20 protein-coding genes, 1 tRNA gene and 5 pseudogenes are annotated in these 18,911 nt (G+C 41.2%); 1 reads left to right on the forward strand and 25 read right to left on the reverse strand.

Features of this window, described 5'->3' with window-relative positions:
- The 25 genes and pseudogenes from TT11_RS15145 to TT11_RS15265 all read right to left on the reverse strand — a co-directional run.
- A pseudogene (locus tag TT11_RS15145) lies at positions 1-496 on the reverse strand (hypothetical protein); the annotation flags it as partial.
- Between the two features lie 237 nt (positions 497-733).
- Positions 734-871, reverse strand: a complete 138-nt coding sequence (locus TT11_RS15150) for a hypothetical protein (protein WP_261871040.1) — start codon at positions 869-871, stop codon at positions 734-736.
- 4 nt (positions 872-875) lie between these two features.
- Positions 876-1,151, reverse strand: coding sequence for an SAM-dependent methyltransferase (locus TT11_RS15155; RefSeq protein WP_261871041.1), 276 nt, complete (start codon positions 1,149-1,151; stop codon positions 876-878).
- 37 nt (positions 1,152-1,188) lie between these two features.
- On the reverse strand, positions 1,189-2,340 hold the full coding sequence (locus tag TT11_RS15160) for a class I SAM-dependent DNA methyltransferase (RefSeq protein WP_261871042.1): 1,152 nt from the start codon (positions 2,338-2,340) through the stop codon (positions 1,189-1,191).
- Positions 2,337-2,939: a hypothetical protein gene (locus tag TT11_RS15165; protein WP_261871043.1), complete on the reverse strand. Its 603-nt coding sequence runs from the start codon at positions 2,937-2,939 to the stop codon at positions 2,337-2,339. Before TT11_RS15165 ends, TT11_RS15160 begins: the two co-directional genes overlap by 4 nt.
- A 64-nt stretch (positions 2,940-3,003) precedes the next feature.
- The gene (locus TT11_RS15170) at positions 3,004-3,372 is read right to left on the reverse strand and encodes a hypothetical protein (protein WP_261871044.1); all 369 of its coding nucleotides are present in this window, start codon (positions 3,370-3,372) and stop codon (positions 3,004-3,006) included.
- 43 nt (positions 3,373-3,415) lie between these two features.
- Positions 3,416-3,649 (reverse strand): hypothetical protein, encoded by a 234-nt coding sequence (locus TT11_RS15175; protein ID WP_261871045.1) that lies wholly within the window; start codon positions 3,647-3,649, stop codon positions 3,416-3,418.
- Complete coding sequence (locus TT11_RS15180) at positions 3,649-4,608, reverse strand: N-6 DNA methylase (protein WP_370587875.1); 960 nt, start codon at positions 4,606-4,608, stop codon at positions 3,649-3,651. Before TT11_RS15180 ends, TT11_RS15175 begins: the two co-directional genes overlap by 1 nt.
- A complete protein-coding gene (locus TT11_RS15185; RefSeq protein ID WP_261871046.1) occupies positions 4,609-5,127 on the reverse strand; it encodes a type I restriction-modification system subunit M N-terminal domain-containing protein in 519 nt (172 codons plus the stop codon).
- 469 nt (positions 5,128-5,596) lie between these two features.
- Positions 5,597-6,376 (reverse strand): hypothetical protein, encoded by a 780-nt coding sequence (locus TT11_RS15190; RefSeq protein WP_261871047.1) that lies wholly within the window; start codon positions 6,374-6,376, stop codon positions 5,597-5,599.
- The gene (locus TT11_RS15195; protein ID WP_261871048.1) at positions 6,369-7,067 is read right to left on the reverse strand and encodes a helix-turn-helix transcriptional regulator; all 699 of its coding nucleotides are present in this window, start codon (positions 7,065-7,067) and stop codon (positions 6,369-6,371) included. Before TT11_RS15195 ends, TT11_RS15190 begins: the two co-directional genes overlap by 8 nt.
- A 76-nt stretch (positions 7,068-7,143) precedes the next feature.
- Positions 7,144-8,520 (reverse strand): replicative DNA helicase, encoded by a 1,377-nt coding sequence (locus TT11_RS15200; protein WP_261871049.1) that lies wholly within the window; start codon positions 8,518-8,520, stop codon positions 7,144-7,146.
- Positions 8,521-8,658: 138 nt separating this feature from the next.
- The gene (locus TT11_RS15205; RefSeq protein ID WP_261871050.1) at positions 8,659-9,366 is read right to left on the reverse strand and encodes a PhoH family protein; all 708 of its coding nucleotides are present in this window, start codon (positions 9,364-9,366) and stop codon (positions 8,659-8,661) included.
- Positions 9,366-10,157: a YdaU family protein gene (locus tag TT11_RS15210; protein WP_261871051.1), complete on the reverse strand. Its 792-nt coding sequence runs from the start codon at positions 10,155-10,157 to the stop codon at positions 9,366-9,368. Before TT11_RS15210 ends, TT11_RS15205 begins: the two co-directional genes overlap by 1 nt.
- 318 nt (positions 10,158-10,475) lie before the next feature.
- Positions 10,476-10,586: pseudogene (locus TT11_RS15215) on the reverse strand (helix-turn-helix transcriptional regulator); the annotation flags it as partial.
- Positions 10,587-10,601: 15 nt separating this feature from the next.
- Positions 10,602-10,775 (reverse strand): hypothetical protein, encoded by a 174-nt coding sequence (locus tag TT11_RS15220; protein ID WP_261871052.1) that lies wholly within the window; start codon positions 10,773-10,775, stop codon positions 10,602-10,604.
- A 210-nt stretch (positions 10,776-10,985) separates the two neighbouring features.
- Entirely contained in the window at positions 10,986-11,504 is a 519-nt protein-coding gene (locus TT11_RS15225) for a hypothetical protein (protein WP_261871053.1), read from the reverse strand.
- 481 nt (positions 11,505-11,985) lie between these two features.
- Entirely contained in the window at positions 11,986-12,327 is a 342-nt protein-coding gene (locus tag TT11_RS15230) for a hypothetical protein (protein WP_261871054.1), read from the reverse strand.
- Positions 12,314-12,670: a tyrosine-type recombinase/integrase gene (locus TT11_RS15235; RefSeq protein WP_261871055.1), complete on the reverse strand. Its 357-nt coding sequence runs from the start codon at positions 12,668-12,670 to the stop codon at positions 12,314-12,316. Before TT11_RS15235 ends, TT11_RS15230 begins: the two co-directional genes overlap by 14 nt.
- Complete coding sequence (locus tag TT11_RS15240) at positions 12,667-13,224, reverse strand: integrase arm-type DNA-binding domain-containing protein (protein WP_261871056.1); 558 nt, start codon at positions 13,222-13,224, stop codon at positions 12,667-12,669. Before TT11_RS15240 ends, TT11_RS15235 begins: the two co-directional genes overlap by 4 nt.
- A gap of 161 nt (positions 13,225-13,385) precedes the next feature.
- Positions 13,386-13,462: transfer RNA gene (locus tag TT11_RS15245), tRNA-Pro, on the reverse strand.
- Positions 13,463-13,576: 114 nt separating this feature from the next.
- Positions 13,577-15,106 (reverse strand): annotated as a pseudogene (gatB, locus tag TT11_RS15250) (Asp-tRNA(Asn)/Glu-tRNA(Gln) amidotransferase subunit GatB).
- Positions 15,106-16,602 (reverse strand): annotated as a pseudogene (gene gatA / locus TT11_RS15255) (Asp-tRNA(Asn)/Glu-tRNA(Gln) amidotransferase subunit GatA). The pseudogenes gatB and gatA overlap by 1 nt, the downstream one beginning before the upstream one ends.
- Before the next feature lie 81 nt (positions 16,603-16,683).
- The gene (gatC, locus tag TT11_RS15260) at positions 16,684-16,998 is read right to left on the reverse strand and encodes an Asp-tRNA(Asn)/Glu-tRNA(Gln) amidotransferase subunit GatC (protein WP_057758683.1); all 315 of its coding nucleotides are present in this window, start codon (positions 16,996-16,998) and stop codon (positions 16,684-16,686) included.
- 481 nt (positions 16,999-17,479) lie between these two features.
- The gene (locus TT11_RS15265; protein WP_261871057.1) at positions 17,480-17,650 is read right to left on the reverse strand and encodes a hypothetical protein; all 171 of its coding nucleotides are present in this window, start codon (positions 17,648-17,650) and stop codon (positions 17,480-17,482) included.
- A gap of 40 nt (positions 17,651-17,690) precedes the next feature.
- Here TT11_RS15265 and TT11_RS15270 point away from each other — a divergent pair.
- A pseudogene (locus TT11_RS15270) lies at positions 17,691-18,719 on the forward strand (rod shape-determining protein).
- Positions 18,720-18,911: the final 192 nt, after the last annotated feature.

Below are 18,911 nucleotides of genomic sequence, written 5' to 3' on the forward strand. Positions count from 1 at the left end.
AATGTATGCAGCTAGGTGTTTTAATAATTGTTGGCAATCCAATTGTTGCACAAATACTCATAATAATATTACCTTCATCAACTTTTACACTCTTAGATACACCTAAATCTGAAAGCTTTTGTTCAGTTGATATTAAGTATTTATTAGATTTTGATACATCCGATATTCTTATCCAACCTCTACCTTTCTCAGAAAAGTAATCAGGGTTGTTGATTGGTCTAGGAGATGCTCCGCGTCTTACATTGTATAGTTCTTTAATCTTAATTCTTTCAAAATGTTCATTAAACACCTCTTCTTTGACAAAAGATTTCAATGCCTGCATAGAGGCTTCATAAAGTTCACTCTTAGTAGAACAGTTTAAATTTGAATATTTCAATAAATCTATAACATCTGCTTGCATGCTTTTAGGTGGAATCAAAAATTCCTGATGCTTCAAAGTTCCCCAATTGATTGTTGGAGAAAGCGAGCCCACCGAAATATCTACAGCTCTATTCATAAACAAATCAGAGTGCATAAAGAAAGGGAATAGTGCAGGATCAATGATATCTGGGTTTGCCCTTAGAACAAGCGCATGTGCTGAACAAAACCCATCACAAGTCGCTATACCTGCTTTGCGCTGATAGGCACGGCGACGACCAAAAATGATATCGTCTTTATAGAACTTCAGTTTCGTACCATTTACATCATCAGGCGTACCATGGCGCTTAATATGCAGGGATTCTGAGTCAATATGCTACAGGCCAATATACACTTCTAGATCGGTATTGTTAGGATCGACGCGCTCTGAAATGTTTTGGGTAATTTCATCAAAGCGGTAGGTTTTCCAGTCTGACTTATCTAAGTTATTTAGGTCGATTTTTTCTGTTGCCATGATATTAACCTAGCTCCTTAAATAATTGTTCCATACTGGCTTTTAACTGCTTAGAGGATTGAGTCCAGTTGGTTAAAGCGTCATCGAGACTTATTTGTTCTTCACTACTATCAACGTTACTAACATATAAAGCCATATTTAGGCTGGCATTATACTTTAGGACGTCCTCAATGCTGACCACCTTACAAAAGCCTTCTTCATCTTTGTACGTCGTATAGGCGTTATAAATTCGTTCGATATGATTATTTTCTAAAAAGGCAATATTCTTATCTTGACGCACTTCTTTAACGGCGTTGATTATTAGTACTTTGCCTTTCTTACTTTCGTCTTTTTTTAGTCTTGGTAATCAGCAGGCAAGCTTCCATCGGTGAGTTATAGAATAGGTTAGGCCCTAGACCAATGACACACTCTACCAAGTCTTCCTCGATCATTTTGCGGCGCATCTGCATCTCGGCATCACGAAACAAAATACCGTGTGGCCACAATGAAATAGAACGGCCATTACCTAAATCTAGACTCTTTTGAATGTGCTGTTGGAAGGCATAATCCGCACAGCCTTGCGGCGGTGTACCCCATAAATTTCTGCCGTAAGGATCATTTTCAAAGGATTGTCTATCCCAGGACTTAATCGAGTAAGGCGGGTTAGCCAATATCACATTGAACTTTTTCAGTTCACCGTTTTCTATTAAGCCTGGATTCGCCAAGGTATCGCCACGCACAATCTCAAACTCTTCAATACCGTGCATAAACATATTCATGCGGGCAATCGCTGAGGTCAGCAGGTTAACCTCTTGGCCGTATAATTTGAGCGTGCGGTATTCCTTACCTTCATCTTTTAAATGCAGTGCACAGTTAAGTAATAAGCCGCCAGAGCCACAAGTAGGGTCATACACTGATTCACCTGGTTGCGGGTCCATGATCATAGTCATCAGCTTGACTACTGTACGGTTGGTATAGAACTCTGCTGCCGTATGGCCGCTATCATCGGCAAATTCTTTAATCAGGTATTCGTAGGCGTTGCCCAGTTTGTCGTCAGGTACATTGGCTAAATTAAGCGTGTGCTGCGAGTAATGCTCAATAAGGTTTGTGAGCATGGCATCGGATAGTCGCTCTTTATTGGTCCAGCTAGCATCACCAAAGATGCCTTGTAAGGTGTCAGGGTTGGCTTTCTCAATCGCACGCATAGCGCTTTGCAGTGCTTGACCAATGTTAACCGTAGTCTCACGAACATCTTGCCAGCGCGCGCCTTCTGGAATTTGAAAATGGTGGTTTTCTGCAAAGGCTGCATACTCCATATCTCCGTCTGATTCAGCCAATGCTTTCTCGAACTCTTCATCGTACACATCAGAGATGCGCTTAAAGAATAGTAAAGGGAAGATATACTGCTTGTAATCGCCAGCATCAATGGTGCCACGTAAGGTAGTGGCTGCACCCCAGAGGTATTTTTCTAATTCTTGTTGGGTCATCATATTAATGGTTCCTTGATAAGCAAGCTTGTTTCAAATGCTTTGTAGATACTTTCGATCAAGTTAGCTAATGGCGTAATATCGTTATGATCGACATCTAGCTGAGATAACCTCTCAAAAGGTATTTTTATCTTAATAAGATAACCAAAAGAGATATCAAACCGCGTCCTGTTTGACTTTAGAATTTTATCTTCCCATTTGCATTTACTTCTCCAGTCGCAGCTTATGTGCTCATCTAATAAGGCTTCAGTATCCTTCCAAGACTCCTTTCTAACTCTACCAGTGTATTGATTGAAATTTCGTTTAGTATATAGATTCTTCTTAAAATCATCTTCAGCGAGCCATAATCCAGTTATGTATGATTGCCCCATTATTTTAATATGGTAGCTTTTCTCTATAGCATAAAGCTCGCCATCAATTTTCAACTGTTGGCTAAACTGCGGCTCGCTTTGAAAAATATGATACCCCTGGCCTTTGGTATTACCAGGATATATCTCTACTACTAGCTCGCCTGTTTCTGCATTTATATCAAATAACAGCTCATTAGCCCACTTAGGTGTAAATGTGGTGCCTAGTCTATCTCTATAGGTTAGTTTTTCCACCAATTCGCTATTATCGCAAAACTTTATAATTGCTGATTCAATTCTTCTAGAAATAGACTTAGCATTAATGTTTTTTTAGAGAGCCAATCGGCGTCTCTGGTAGCCAACTAAAATTATGTTCTTTAACTAACTGGATAAAATCGTTAAGAAATCGGTTTGTATTACTTGTTGTTTTTTCAAAGCTGGCAACCTTAACAGCTATAGCCATTAATTTTCTCCAGTTCAGATCAACAGGAGTAACAACCTCTCTACTGTCATCAAGACACTTATTTTGATAACTAAGAACATTAAGTATTTGGTTATACAGTTGCGATGTGCAGTTGATGTTGTCTCTTTTAGCTTCTATAACAATTAAAATATTGTTTATGGTGATTACCAAATCACAAATTGGGTCATATTCAGTATTATGTTTTTGTTGCCAAAAACCAGACATAACGCTTTCACTCAATGACACAGCAAAAATCTTATCAAACTCATCAACTTGACTGGTCCTTTTTTTGTATTTCTATTTGTACCTCTGTATCACCGTCAAGATCTTCAAATAACTTGTTATACAGACCTGAGTCATTAATGATGGTCTTTAGTACTTCATGGAAAAACAGCGCGTCTTCTTGTAAGCATATTGCTAAAGCTCTCGTTAAATCATTTTCTAACTGATAACTTCTATTTTTTTTAGTATATGTTTTAAAAATATTTAAATGCTTATTCATCATAAAAACCTATTTAGTATCGTTTTAAATTGCTCTTCTGCCTCTAAGCTGGCTTGCCATGCTTGTTTTAAGTCCGCCATCGCTTCTTCTACACTGGGCAGGTTGTCTTCTATGATCTTCTCGACATAGAGCGGAATGTTGAGATTAAAATCGTTTTCTTTTAAGTCTTCAAAACTGGCGACCTTGGCGTAGTTCTCAACATCTTGGAAATCGCTATACCACTCATATATTTGCTGAACATGCTCTGGTTCTAGATGATTTTGGGCACGGCCCACACGTATTTGTTCAGAAGCATCAATAAATAGAACGTTTCCTTTTTTATCGGCATCTTTGTTTTGTTTGAAGATCATGACACATGCGGCTAACTGTGTGCCATAGAATACATTAGGACCTAAGCCTATTACGGCTTCTAAAATATCCTGCTCTAGTAATGCTTGACGGATTTTACCTTCAGCACCTTTACGAAATAGGGCACCATGAGGCAATACCACGGTCATACGACCTGTACTGTTCATGGATTTAACCATGTGCTGTACCCAAGCCATGTCGCCATTGCCTTTAGGTGGCACGCCAGCGATATTGCGTCCATAAGGATCATTAGCCCAGTTATCCGCGCCCCAATCTTTTAAGGAGAATGGCGGATTGGCTATAACACAATCAAAGGTTTTCAGGCCATCGGCTTGAAAAAAGGCAGGCTCACGTAAAGTATCACCACGTAGGATTTCAAAATCTTCTATGCCATGTAAAAACATATTCATACGTGCAATAGCACTGGATGTTAGATTTCTTTCTTGGCCATAGAGTTTAAGAGTACGAAAATCTTCACCGTTATGTTTCAGGTTATCGACACACTCTAATAACATACCTCCGGTCCCACAAGCAGGATCATAAATAGATTCACCTTCGTGCGGATCAAGAATAAGCCTAGCAAATGTACTACTGAACGTGGGGTATAGAATTCACCTGCTTTTTTTATTGGTTAGGTCAGCAAAGTGCTTGATCAGGTATTCATAGGCATTACCTAGCATATCTGGATTGGCATTTTCATGACCCAATCGATACTGTGAGAAATGCTCAATTAGATCAATCAATAGCTTATCTGGCAGCTTATTTTTATTACTCCACTGAGCATCACCAAAGATACCGTACAAAAAGTCTTGGTTAGCTTGCTCAATGCCGCGTAATGCTTGTTCTATGGCTTGACCTACGTTGGTGGTTGTTTCACGCACATCATTCCAGTGGCAGCCTTGAGGGATTTCAAATCGATGCATTTCTGGCATGGATGCATATTCAATATCACCGTCAGACTCTGCTAGAGCCTGCTTGTATTCCTCATCATAAACGTCGGAGATACGCTTGAAAAATAAGAGGGGGAAAATATAGACTTTGAAGTCTGAAGCATCGACGGGACCTTTTAGGATCCAAGCAGCTTTTGAAAGGTATTGCTCTAACTGGGATAGTGATAAAACGTCACTCATTAATAAATTCTCTCAACAAAGCAAATATAAATAAAATACAGCAGGATAAAAATGAGCAGGTTAAAACAAATAACGTACTATGAACGACTGATCTATTTCTATCAGGTCAAATTTCATAACTTTACAGGAATAGTAGTCTTGTGGTTTTTAGCTATTAGACTGAGATATCTGTATCTAGTGTTATAAGCCATTCTGAAATGAGATTCTGCTGTTTGAGGTTTTCCAAATTCTGATAAGCTTTTATAGCGTATATACTAGTAAGCAACGAAATATAGGAAGTAGTTAACTCTAACGATAGTGAACTATGCTGTCAATCTAGCAAACATTAATTTAGAAAAATTATCTATCTAATCTGTTGGTATAGATCAAACCACATTTCTCTTGGCTTTTAATATGGTTTATTGATGACAAGAATTTTCAATACACAGTAGTATAATCCATATTGTCGTTATCAACGCCGAAGTCTTTGCTATCTGCAATTTTTTTCTATCTCTAATAGGCGTGCATGAAGCTCTGGTATCAATCGTTCGCGTGCTGCTTGTTCTTGTTTATGAATATCACCAAGTGCAGCTAGAGCATTTAAACGACGATCTTGATCTGATTGTTTGAAATCGTCTGCTGTGATACCGCATAAAGGCATTTCTACCTCTGCTATGATCTTTAATGACTTAGCGAGGCTTCCAACCGTATCGGACAAAGATTCTGATAGTAATAATGCCTTTTGAACTTGCTCGCCAGCTTCAGGATCTTCGCTAGCTGCATCCGCATATCCTTGTAAAGATAGCGCTGTGGTCAGTGCCTGATCAAATAACTGACCTAAGTTATCAAACCTGCGTCTGGTGTTTTTAATGATCTTAGCACGACCTTGCGCATCAATAACTACGCTCTCAACTATTCCTTCAATCTTGCTTCCTGCTGCTTCCACTTCTGTGTCTGATTCCAGGTTTTCTGCTTTATTAGTTTTCGATGAGATTAAATGGGTATTTTGCGGTTTTTGCTTCCATTCTGGCTTGCTTCCATCGCTATTCACTTCTATATCTATGTCTCTTTTAGATGTTTGTACCAGGCTGTTCTTAACCCAATTTTCTTTCTTACGCCGTTTACTGATTGTACCGCTCGATTTTGGTGCCGCATTTCCATAACCAGTTTTCAGCTGTTCAATTAGTTCACGGTCGGTAATGTTAGGCGTATTCTCCCAGATAAACCTAGCCGATACCCATACTTCATCTTTCGAGTAATGACTACTCATAATCAACTCCTACCATTTCTGTATCGTCTATCATCTCAGGCTTTAGTAACGGCATACTATATTGATAGTTCTTGTTCCTATCCCTAAGCAATTGATGCTTATCTTCGTTGTTAACACGTTCTTTTATTTGCATCATCTGCAAATCAACGGCATTTACTTTTCGTGCCTGGTCGACTTCTATCTTTCTGATTACGTGCATGACATCACGAGTAGCTTGTGCAACTGGCTCACTAACACTACCGATACACTGATCAGCTTTTATAGCGTCACACAGCTCTTTAGTGCGTATTAATAGGGCTTCATGGTCGTTTGCACAGATAGACTTCATATGATCAACAACAACGCTGGCAAGTTCAGTGGTCATCATCTCAATAATGGCATGTGACTGAGTCACTACATGATTCACTGTACCTGCCAATATATCAATCTCAGGCTCAATAGATAGGCCGCAAATATAATCAAGCGATTGGCCATATAGATCTTGGAATATAAGCAGATCAATCAGGGTCAGATTCTTTTTACCGTTCTCAATCTCGCTAATACGATTACGATTGTTTGATACACCCCAGACAGCTTTCATAACGTCTGTCTGTGACATGCCAGCATTGCGACGTGCCGCTGCTAAATTTAGCCCTATTGTGACGTTAATTTCTTTAATATCACGTTTGGTATACCCTGATCGTTTGGCCACATACTTCTCCTAAGCGTTAATGTTTTAAAGTTAGTAACATGGCCATCACCTAATGAGTTCCGGCCATGCTGCTTGGTTAATTATAATTGCCACTATAATTAGGTATCACATCTAAATCGCTTATTATTGGCATGTTATTGGTAAAGCGTGCGTATTGACCTTCAAAAGCCAACCTAATAGTTCCAGTTGGTCCGTTTCTATTTTTGGTTAATATCACCTCTGCCATACCATCAAGCTTGGCGCTACCACCTTTCTCTTTTTGCTCGTAGTAGTCGTTACGGTAAATCATAACGATAAGGTCAGCATCTTGCTCAATCGTCCCTGAATCGCGTAAATCTGACATAATAGGGCGCTTATTGGGCCGTTTTTCAACCTCACGGCTTAACTGAGATAACAAAAATATAGGGCAATTAAATTCATGGCCTAACGTCTTTAGCGTGCGGGTAATGGTACTAATATTATCAATCTTGTACTGCCCATGGAGGCCGCCCATTATCTGCAAGTAATCAATACCAACCGCTGATAACTTCCCACCTGTTTCGCGTTTTATTCTGTTTAACTGGGCGCGTATCTCAGCAATGGTAATCTCCTTTGTCTCAACGATGGAGAGTCGCATATTCTCTTCGTCTGAAATGAAGCGCTGCATTCGTGCCCATTGATCAGTATCTAGTTGTCCTTTTCTAATAGACGTTAGATTAATGCTAGCCTCGGCACTTGCCAGTCTATCCATGACCTGATCTGATGGCATCTCTACACTAAAGAAAACCGCTTCACCTTCTTTATATTTTGCGATATGCGACAGACAATTCATGACCAATGCAGTTTTACCCATGGAAGGCCGGGCGGCAACGACGACCAGATTACCAGCATCAATCATCGCCAAGTTATCAAACTCTGAGAATCCAGTGCTGGTAAAGTTATTCAGGCCATCTTTAGCGGCTGCGATGCGCTCAATCATACCGCCCATCAACGTACCAACTCGCGCATAATTATTAGTGCCGCTACCCACCTCAAGATTGGCAATGGCACTCATGACCTCGTTGTTCACATCAATCGTTTGATTATCACCATCCTCAAGTTTTTGAATACCAAACTTAAACTGAGCGATCGATTGCCTACGTATTGACCGGCGTTTTACCAATTGGGCGTGGCTACGTAAACTGCTGAACGAAATGTTCGGCACTAAGCTCATTATGGCAAAGTAATTGGCCGGGCAGCACTTATCGTTAAGTTGGTTACGCTCCTCAAGCAGGTCAGTCACCATAACTTCATCGTAAGACTTGTTAGCCATTGCCAAATCACTAATAGCTTGATACATAACCTGATGTCTTACGGCTTCAAAATCCTCAGCAACAATAATATCGCTGACCACATCAAACGCCGTATCTTTACCTAGCATTTGATTAAGAACGGACTGCTCGACCTGGATGTACCTACGGTGTTCATTATTCATTTGGCAGGCCCCACAAGCTGAATAACAGCGTTTCTAGCGCGGTAGCTATCCCAATCGCATATCATTACTAATAAATTTTCACGTAATCTATCCCATGCTCTATCGCCTAAATATTTACTCAAATCATCGATGTCTAGATTAGTTGTTATCAAGGTCGGCGCTTTTTTTATATCTTAAATTAATTATCTGGGCAATTCGTTCACGGTCTTTAGCATGTCCATCGTATGCACCCAAATCATCAATGATTAATAGCTCATTGGCCGCCAAATTTCGCAAGTAATCATGTTCACTTTCTTGAGATTTACTCCAACGAGCTCTTGCTTGGGAGCCAATATTACAAGAGGTTTTCAGCTCGCAAGTGTGATCATAGAAATCCTGCTGGTTATAACTGTCAAATTCACTTGGTAAGGATTGCTCTTTTTCTAAGTAAAGATTGATGGCTATTGCATTGGCCAACATCGTCTTGCCTGTACCTGTGCGGCCAAGAATAATTAGATTAGGCGAGTCGCTATTGATTGATTCACTATACTGCTGTAACTGGGCAATCTTATCGCGCTGCTCAGCGTTTTTAGTTTCATCATACTGCCAGTCACTAAAACGCCCCTTATTTATGCTCACACCTTTTAATATCATTTTGGTGGTCATTAGTGCTTTCATGTTTTGGCTGTCAATTTTCAGCCGTTTATCTCTAGCTTTCTGTATTTTAGCGTCATTACATTTGTAGCACTCGATACTACCGTTAAGGTCTAGGTGTTTTGTCCGCCCGTGAGTATTGCAGTCAGTCAGAAGGTTACGCAGAAAACGGTTACCAACCTCTACCCTAGGTAACTCTTTAATGATTTCCATTAGACAGCTCCTTGTGCTGTAAACAATCCACCCAAAGGGTCATGGTTTGGATCATCATATTTCGCGTTTACATTCATATTGCTATAGGTAGCCGCTTGCTGATTAGTAGGAAGCTCATTGGCAATAATATCGTCTAGCCAGCCCTCATTATTCAAATACGTATACGGATCTTTGCGAAACTTCTTAACCGGTGTTGAAGATATATAAGCTGGCAAGTGCTGCATGATCTGTTCACGAACCTTATTGCTAAGAGAGCTCCATTTAGACTCACATTTACCCTTAGCTACAGACTTAGAATAGGTTTTCCAGAAAACGTCAAAAGGGATGTTTAGTTGTTTTTGGTTATTATTATCAGAGTTAGTTTCTAGTTCTTCGTTAATAGTTAGTAGTTTATAGTTAGTATTGCGACCGTCATGCGTTTTACATGCGTTCGCATTGCGTTCGCTCAATACCTCTTTTTTACTAATATTAGATTCTTTTTCATCCCATCTTGCCCTAGCTGACGCGCGTGCTTTAACTGATTTTGCTTTGTATGCTTCAATGTCTCTCTCAACTCTGTCGTTGATATAGCCATAATCTGTAAGCTCAAAAAAGTAATGCAATACGACGGCAATGCTATCGCTATGCGTTCGCATGCTTATTAGTAAAGCAATCTCAGTAATATCTTTAGGTAGTGGCCGCTCATTGAGATAGCAATAGTCCAACATACGGCGATACGCTAAATCCTCTATTGGCTCTAAAAAGCTAGTTTTACTCATATAATCTTTTGGACCAAAAGTGTAGTAGTGCATCACGTGGACTCCTATCATCATAATTTTACAGAACACCTTGCTAGATACATTACCTAAACTTAGGTTGTGATAGTTTTTGAAGTGTAATAGTGAATGTTGAAGAAATACGAATGGTTGAAAGCTTTTAGAAACAATCTGTTTGAATAAAGCTATATAACTTTGAAGGCATTGGTGTGGGCCTACGTTGAAAGTATTAATAAACTCAAAAAATCCTATGATACCCGTATAGAATTTTTTTGATATTTATGTAGAAGTCTTGAGTGCAATCAATTTTTTTGCTAGAGGTGTGTTGGTTTTTTTTCTTTAGGATATTCATGACTACACCTCCTCAATAATAGAGATATTTCGATTACTCAGCCATTCGATAACATCAGCATTACGCCATGCAGTCATAGTGCTAGATAGGCGAATCGGAGAAGGGAAGCGTCCATCTCGTGACCATGCCTACAAAGTACTGCTACCAAAAGGGAGGAATGGTAAAAGCTGGCTGGCACGACTCATGCCTTGCGGTGGCAAATATTTAGCATGCAGGCTATTGGATACTTGTTTAATATCATTTTGAATATTGCTAGTAAAAGATATAACTGAATTATCTGTAGGGATGTTTGTGTCTACCATATCTATAGCTCCATAATTTCCCCCAGCATTGTGCTGCGGATATGGAAAGTTTATGGCGTTGAGTGATGGACGTCATTGCAAATGCAATTTTCTCATTGCATTTGCAATTTTCATTATGAAAGTGATTAATACTTTTTTTGCTTCATTTAGTAATTTATTGGCATTGGAAAATATACCATCTATATTTCTGGTCTTTAAGTCTTTAAGTCTTTAAGTCTTTAAGTCTTTAATTTTTAGACTGGTGATGTATTCTGCAAGTCCCGTCTGCGATGGTTTATTATTGCTACCCTTGAAATGACGTGCTTGTACATCAGGGTCTAACAATAAGTCCTTCATAACGGCTATTAAACAGTAAGCACTGTCCTTTAGCTCTGTTGATGTATTATCGTACTTACTTATCTGTGCTTTAATATTTTTATTGTCAGCATTTACCTCATCAAGTAAAGATCTTAACTCAGCTATCTCTTGTGCTTGAGAACTAATTTTAGCGTCGGTTTCTGAACTATCAAAAACTAGTGAATTGATATGATTTTCATCATTATAAATAAACGAATCAATATAATCTTGTACTTGTTCGATTGGAAACAGTAAATCATTTTGACTTATTTCTACTCCTCCAAGTTGCCTTATCCTCTCTGCATCTTTCTCATCAGATGAGCTGTAAAGTTGAGTGCTTTTAGTTAGTTTTACATCGAAGTGATCACTTTTGATATTGCCTAGGGGCACCAAATGATGAAATGTCTTTTTAGCTAAGACAATTCTATCTCCTTTAGAAATGAGTTCTTCTTGTTGTGTTAGTTCATGAATAACAGCTTCGGTAATCTCAACCTTTTTTTTCTTTTTTTAGAGTACCAGTTAAATATGTTCGATATACTCTCATGGGTTAGATATCCTCTAACGGGAATATTGATGTATTCAGCATGATCGCCAGTACCACATACATAGGTCAAAGAATAACCATTAAATATGAATACAGGAATAATTTTTTTTCTTCATACAAGCATCTGAAAGCTGAGGTATTTCTTGCGGTTGATAAGATGCAGGTATGCTTTGTAATTTTTTTAGAGTTTGAGCTAAATTTAAATATCTCATATTCACACCCTTTCACCCTTAAATCAAAAATAGGAGCAAGGCAGTGACAGCATAAGGGTGTGAATAGCTGACGTTCGGGTAATTAGTCCTAGCCTTGCATAGTTGTTATAGCTAAGCACTAACTCAGCTTTTGTGTCTGTTCTTTAAAATTGCGATGAATGACGTTATCAATCTTGCCAGCGTAAGCATCATCGATGAAGTTTGCCCATTGGTGCATCATGTCTGTTCGATAAGGCAGATGCTGCGCTCCGTTATAAGCTTTACTTATTTTGTTCTCTTTCTCATGTGCCAGCTGTAGCTCTATTGCTTCGTGCATAAACTCTTGCTCATGTAGAGTTGTGCTGGCAAGCCCTCGAAATCCGTGACCAGTCATACGTCCTTTATAGCCCATGCGCCATAGGGCAGTAATAAAAGCATTGGTACTGTAAGGTTTGCGCGTTGTCGTATTAAAAAAACACATACTTATCTGAAAAGCCCATCGCTTTAATTTCTTGCAATATTTTCATTGTTTGTGGCGCGAGTGGTACTAGATGAGGTCTATCCATTTTCATCTTCTCGGCCGGTATGCGCCATATCTTGGCCTTGTAATCTACTTCCGACCATTCCATAAGACGAAGCTCTTGTGTTCGCACAAACGTATAGCACATGAACCAAAAACCTAGCTTGACCAGGATGTCGCCGCCATACGCATCGATATCTCGAAGTAATTTAGGTAACTGTTGACTGGTTATGCGGCTATGGTGCTTAACCTTATGCGGCTGCAAAGCTTCCGTTAAGTCATTGGCTGGGTTATGGGTTATCAAGCCCTCGCGTATAGCTTGTTTGAATATCTGCCTGTTTGACGTATTACGCGTCGCGCCATGTCAGTCGCGCCCCTTGCTTCGACAGCTTTGCCAATAGCAAGAATATCAGGCGCGGTAATCTCATCTATGTTCAGATGACCAATAGTAGGCTTAATATCGCGCTGGTACTGTGAATAGTCACGACTATGAGTAGTAGGTGCAATGTGGGGTTTTCGCTCTTTGTGCCAGCGTTGCGCTAAAGCATCAAATGTTTTGGTGCCGTCGGTATCTGCTTGCAAGCGCTTTTTATCCTGCTTAGGATTAATGCCTTGTGCTATTAGGTCTTTGATTTGTTGGTTGCGCTGGCGAGCATCAGCTAAGCTCATCGCTGGATATTTTCCAATCGTCAGGCTTTGACGTTTATCAGCATACTTGTAGTCAGATACCCATACCTTACTGCCAGTGCTACGCACCCATAAGCGTAGGTTATTACCGTCGCTATATTTGTCAGGTCGGCTTGGTGTACAAGTATCGGATGGCTTAAGGCGTTTGATTTGGCTATCAGTTAGGGACATGACGGTATATTTCCATGACGGTATAAGATATACCGTAAAATATACCGCAATTTTACATGGATTACCACGTTTTACGATAGAGGGCTATGGAGGATGTTTAGCCTATAAGTGGCCAAAATAAAGGGCAGACGGTCAATGACGGTCTGCCCTAATATTATGTTTGGTCGGAACGGCAGGATTTGAACCTGCGACCACTACACCCCCAGTGTAGTGCGCTACCAGACTGCGCTACGCCCCGAGTGACTGACTATTTTACGCAAAATTATGTATATTGCAAGGGCTATTTATAGCAGCCAAACTCTACAATATTATTCTGCATAGCATAGTCAGTATAATCGCTTAGCAGCCAATATTAACCCAATAATTCTTTTAGAATTTGGTTCACTTGCTGTGGGTTAGCACTACCGCGACTGGCTTTCATGACCTGACCGACCAGACCGTTAAAGGCTTTTTCTTTACCGCCGCGATATTCTTCGACCATCGATTCATTTTTTTGCGATGACTTCTTCAACGATGGCTTTGATAGCGCCAGTATCGGTTTCTTGTTTGAGGCCTTTATCTTTGATGATTTTATCTGCTGCATCATCGCCATCGCCGCCTTCGCGCTCGTATAGAGCACTAAAGACTTTTTTTAGCCAGTTTGCCAGATAGCGTGTCATCTTTGATACGCTTGAGCATGCCAGCCAATTGTTTGGCACTGATAGGGGAGTCGATGATGTCGGTGTCATCTTTGTTCAGGGCGCCGAGCAAGTCACCCATGACCCAGTTGCCAGCCATTTTGGCATCTGACTCACCAATTTCTGCGACCACTGCTTCAAAATAATCGGCTAGCTGACGGCTACCAGTTAAGATACGCGCGTCATATTCTGAAAGACCAAGCGCTTCTTCAAAGCGTGCGCGACGAGCAACTGGTAGCTCTGGCATCGCTGCTTTGATCGCATCAACCGTATGCTGCTCGATACGGACAGGTAGTAGGTCAGGATCAGGGAAGTAGCGATAGTCGTTGGCGTCTTCTTTGGTACGCATGGTACGCGTTTCATCACGCTCTGGATCATATAGCATCGTTGCTTGTACGACTTTGCCACCATCTTCTAAGATATCGATTTGACGTTCGATTTCACGATTGATAGCACGTTCGATAAAGCGGAACGAGTTTAGGTTTTTTTAGCTCAGTACGCGTACCGAGGTCAGCGCCTGGCTTGCGCACAGAGACGTTGCAGTCACAGCGGAATGAGCCTTCGGCCATCACTGCGTCTGAGATACCTAGCCATGTGACTAGCTGATGAATGGCTTTGATGTAGGCCAATGCTTCGTGAGCTGAGCGCATATCTGGCTCAGAGACGATTTCGATTAGTGGCGTACCAGCACGGTTCAAATCCACACCTGTCATACCGTCGACAGCATCATGGACAGATTTACCTGCATCTTCTTCTAGATGTGCGCGAGTGATACCCATACGTTTAGGATATTCGTTCTTTTCGCCTTCGTTGACGACGACATCGATATAGCCTTCACCCACGATAGGATTGGCCATCTGGGTGATTTGATAGCCTTTAGGCAAATCAGGGTAAAAGTAGTTTTTACGGTCAAACGTATTGAACAGACCCAGCTCAGCATTGACACCGATACCGAATTTTAATGCGCGATCGACCACACCAGCATTTAACACTGGTAATACGCCAGGCAAACCCAAATCGACGATACTTGCTTGACTGTTTGGCTCATGACCAAAGTCAGTCGGCGCACTTGAGAAGATCTTACTTTCCGTATTTAGCTGGCAGTGAATCTCGATACCGATGACCACTTCATAGCCATCGACAAATAGCTCTTTACGCACGGCGTGTTCACGGACGGCATTGTTATCAGTAGTAACTGTACTCATTATACCGTCTCCTTTGCGATGGTAGAGTGTTGTAGGTGATGATCGGTATGCTGCTGGAACAGATGTGCAGTCGTGAGCAGTTGACTCTCTTGCCAGTGCTTACCGATTAATTGCAAGCCAATAGGTAGGCCTTCAGTCGTCAAACCAACTGGCTGACTGAGGGCAGGTAGACCTGCTAGGTTGACCGCGATGGTATAAACGTCACCTAAATACATCGTTGCAGGATCTAGGTTGTCAGTAAGCTTGTAAGCTGCCGTCGGTGCGGTTGGGCTAGCAATCACATCACAGCTAGCAAATGCTTCATCAAAGTCTTTGACGATTAAGCGGCGGATTTTTTTGTGCTTTAGTATAGTAAGCATCAAAATAGCCAGCAGATAGCGCATAAGTTCCCGTCAAGATACGGCGCTGTACTTCAGGCCAAAGCCTTCAGAGCGTGAGCGTGTGTATAGATCGATCAGATCCGTTGGGTTTTCACAGCGATAACCAAAACGTACGCCATCGAAGCGTGATAGGTTCGATGATGCTTCGGCAGGCGCTAGCATATAGTAAGTGGCAAGCGTGATTTCAGGATCAGTGATGTTCACTTCTACAATCGTTGCACCAAGCTCTTCATATTTCTTCAGAGCCGCACGTACTGCTTGCTCAACTTCGCTATCAAGCCCTGTACCGAAGTATTCTTTGGCTACACCAATACGTAAGCCAGCAAATGGTTTGTCACCAGCAGCAGCTTGGGCATCATTGATATCTTGTACGTAGTCAGGCATCTCGTATTTGATAGAAGTTGCATCGCGTGGATCATGACCAATCATTGGTTGGAGCAGATAGGCGCAATCTTTAGCGCTGCGCCCCATGCTACCTGCTTGATCTAGACTTGAAGCGTAGGCAATCATACCAAAGCGTGACACACGGCCATAAGTAGGTTTGATACCTGTTAGGCCACAAAATGAAGCAGGCTGACGAATAGAGCCACCCGTATCACTACCAGTAGCAACAGGGACAAAACCAGCGGCAACGGCGGCAGCACTACCACCTGACGAGCCACCAGGAACGCGCTCTAGGTTCCAAGGGTTCTGTACTGTACCGTAGTATGAGCTACTGTTGTCTGAGCCCATCGCAAACTCATCCATATTGAGTTTACCTAAGCTAATCATGCCAGCTTTGTCGATGTTAGAAACGATGGTCGCGTCATATGGCGAGACAAAGTTATGTAGCATCTTTGAGCCACAAGTGGTCAGTACGCCCTGAGTACAAAAGATGTCTTTGTGCGCCATTGGTACGCCAAGTAGTGGACGTTGGTCGCCTTGTGCACGCATCTCGTCTGCCGCTTTTGCTTGTGCGCGTGCTGTCTCAGAAGTATGAGTGATAAAGCTGTTAATCTTGCTGTCTAGCGCATCGATACGCTTAATGTAGTGTTCAGTTAATTCTGCGCTGCTAAATTGTTTGTTTTGCAAGCCAGTAATGAGCTGCTCGGTACTTAATAAATGAAGTTCAGACATAAGGTGTCGTCCGTCAAAATGTTAATAGCATAAAATAAAATGAGATAATGGCAAATGCGTGATTGTATTATTCAGCCACTATTATTCAATCACCTGAGGCACTAGATACAAGCCTTCTTCTACGGCAGGTGCGACTGACTGATTACGCTCACGATTGATATCGTGTTTTGCCACATCAGCACGCAACTCTTGGCAAGCTTCATGAATATTGGCTAGTGGCTTGATGTCTGTCGTATCAACGTTAGACAGCGTATTCATCAGTTTTAATACTTTACTGATATCATCAGCATAGCTATCGGCTGTACTTTCATCGACACCTAAGCGGGCAAGGTTGGCAACTTCTAGGATTTCTTCACGGCTGACGTTGCTGTCAGACGTTGCTGGCTGCTGAGACATAGTTTCTCCAGTTAAGGACAGTTTTTGTTAGAGTAGTTGGTTACGAAAACGAAAATACGTAAGCGTTAAAATAGAAACAACTAAAATAGATATAAATAATCAGTGGGCTTATTATAAAGCATCTGACTCAAGTTTACAGAGCATGACGCTTGATTGATGCACAATCTCAACCAAGAGACTGAATTGATAAAGACGTAATATTAAATAAGATATGGTGTCATCCAAGCCATAATGCCAATTAAGACACAATGATTTACAGAGAATTGCAAAACTGACCCCCTAATTCATCATTGTTCCTTAATTGCTCTCCAATTAGCTTCTAAAATACGTTACAGTATGCATCTGCTATTAAGCAAAACATTCATCTGCCTGTAGGGCATTGTTAGTTATCAGATTAAATGATGTTTCATTGAGTTGAATGATATTCACTACTATTTCAAACTTTGTAACAACTTTTGGCGTCTAAGACAAAAATCCTTACTTACTGATGCAAATATCTATGTTTTTTTTGAGCTAAATCGGTATAATTTAGCTCAGTTTTTTTCATTTCATCATTATTGCTTGGATTTTGACTTGTTGGGATGATTAACTGTTGCCACAAGTAATGTTTAACGACGACCTGCTCAACACTGACGAGTAACACCTCAGTCAATCTCATTCGCCTCATTCGTAAGACGCTGGATATATTAGTCATGAACCTGTTTGGATTTTTATCAAATAATATCGCTATCGACCTCGGTACTGCGAACACCCTAATTTTTATTCCTAATAAAGGCGTCGTGCTTGACGAGCCTACGGTGGTCGCGTTACGAAGCAATCGTACTCAGAACCCGACCGTCGCCGCTGTTGGTATCGATGCCAAGCAGATGCTAGGTCGTACGCCTGCGAACATCACAGCGATTCGCCCGTTAAAAGATGGTGTGATTGCTGATTTTGAAGTGACGCAAAAAAATGCTTAAGCACTTTATCGCTAAAGTAAAAGCCAAGCGTTTTATGGCACAGCCTAACGTCGTGGTTTGTGTACCATGTAAGTCTACTCTAGTTGAGCGCAAGGCGATTCGTGAGGCAGTGTCATCAGCAGGTGCTAGCAAAGTACTATTGCTAGAAGAGCCAATGGCTGCGGCAATCGGTGCTGGTATGCCAGTTCATGAAGCCAGTGGTTCTATGGTGGTGGATATCGGTGGTGGTACAACTGAGATTGCTGTTATCGCACTGTCTGGTTGCGTATATGCTGAGTCGATTCGTATCGGTGGCGATATGTTTGATGAAGCGATCATCACTCATGTACGCCGTACGCATGGTTGTGTCATCGGTGAAACGACTGCTGAGCGCATCAAAAAGAAGTCGGTTCTGCATTGAATGAAGACAGCCAGCTAGAAGTGGAAGTTCGTGGTCGTAGCATGGCAGAAGGTGTGCCAAAGACCTTTACTGTCAATTCAGAAGAAGTACAAAAAGCGTTGACTGATCCATTGAGCGGTATTGTTAGCGCTGTAAAAGTAGCACTTGAGCAGACTCCGCCAGAGTTGTCATCAGATATTGCTGAGCGTGGCATTGTATTGACAGGTGGCGGCGCACTATTACGTGACTTAGACAAACTTATCTCACAAGAGACTGGTTTGCCAGTGACGGTAGCAGAAGACCCACTAACCTGCGTTAGTCGTGGCGGTGGTATCGCGCTTGATTTCATCAATAACAAAAGTTTAAACATGATTTTTGTTTAAGTCATCTTTATCCTTAATTGCCTTGTAGCCTTGGCAATATATGATGATGTATGTGAATGATGAAACTATAAATATAGTCGGTTCAATATAATTTGGATATAAGGAAGCCGAGCGAAAGTACTATAAGTCGTATGCTGAGCGAGACTGACACCGTATCTAATTTATAGAAAATTGACTATATATAAAATTAAA

Origin of the sequence: Psychrobacter sp. JCM 18901, from assembly GCF_000586435.1 — a bacterium.
In the GTDB taxonomy this organism is placed as follows: domain Bacteria; phylum Pseudomonadota; class Gammaproteobacteria; order Pseudomonadales; family Moraxellaceae; genus Psychrobacter.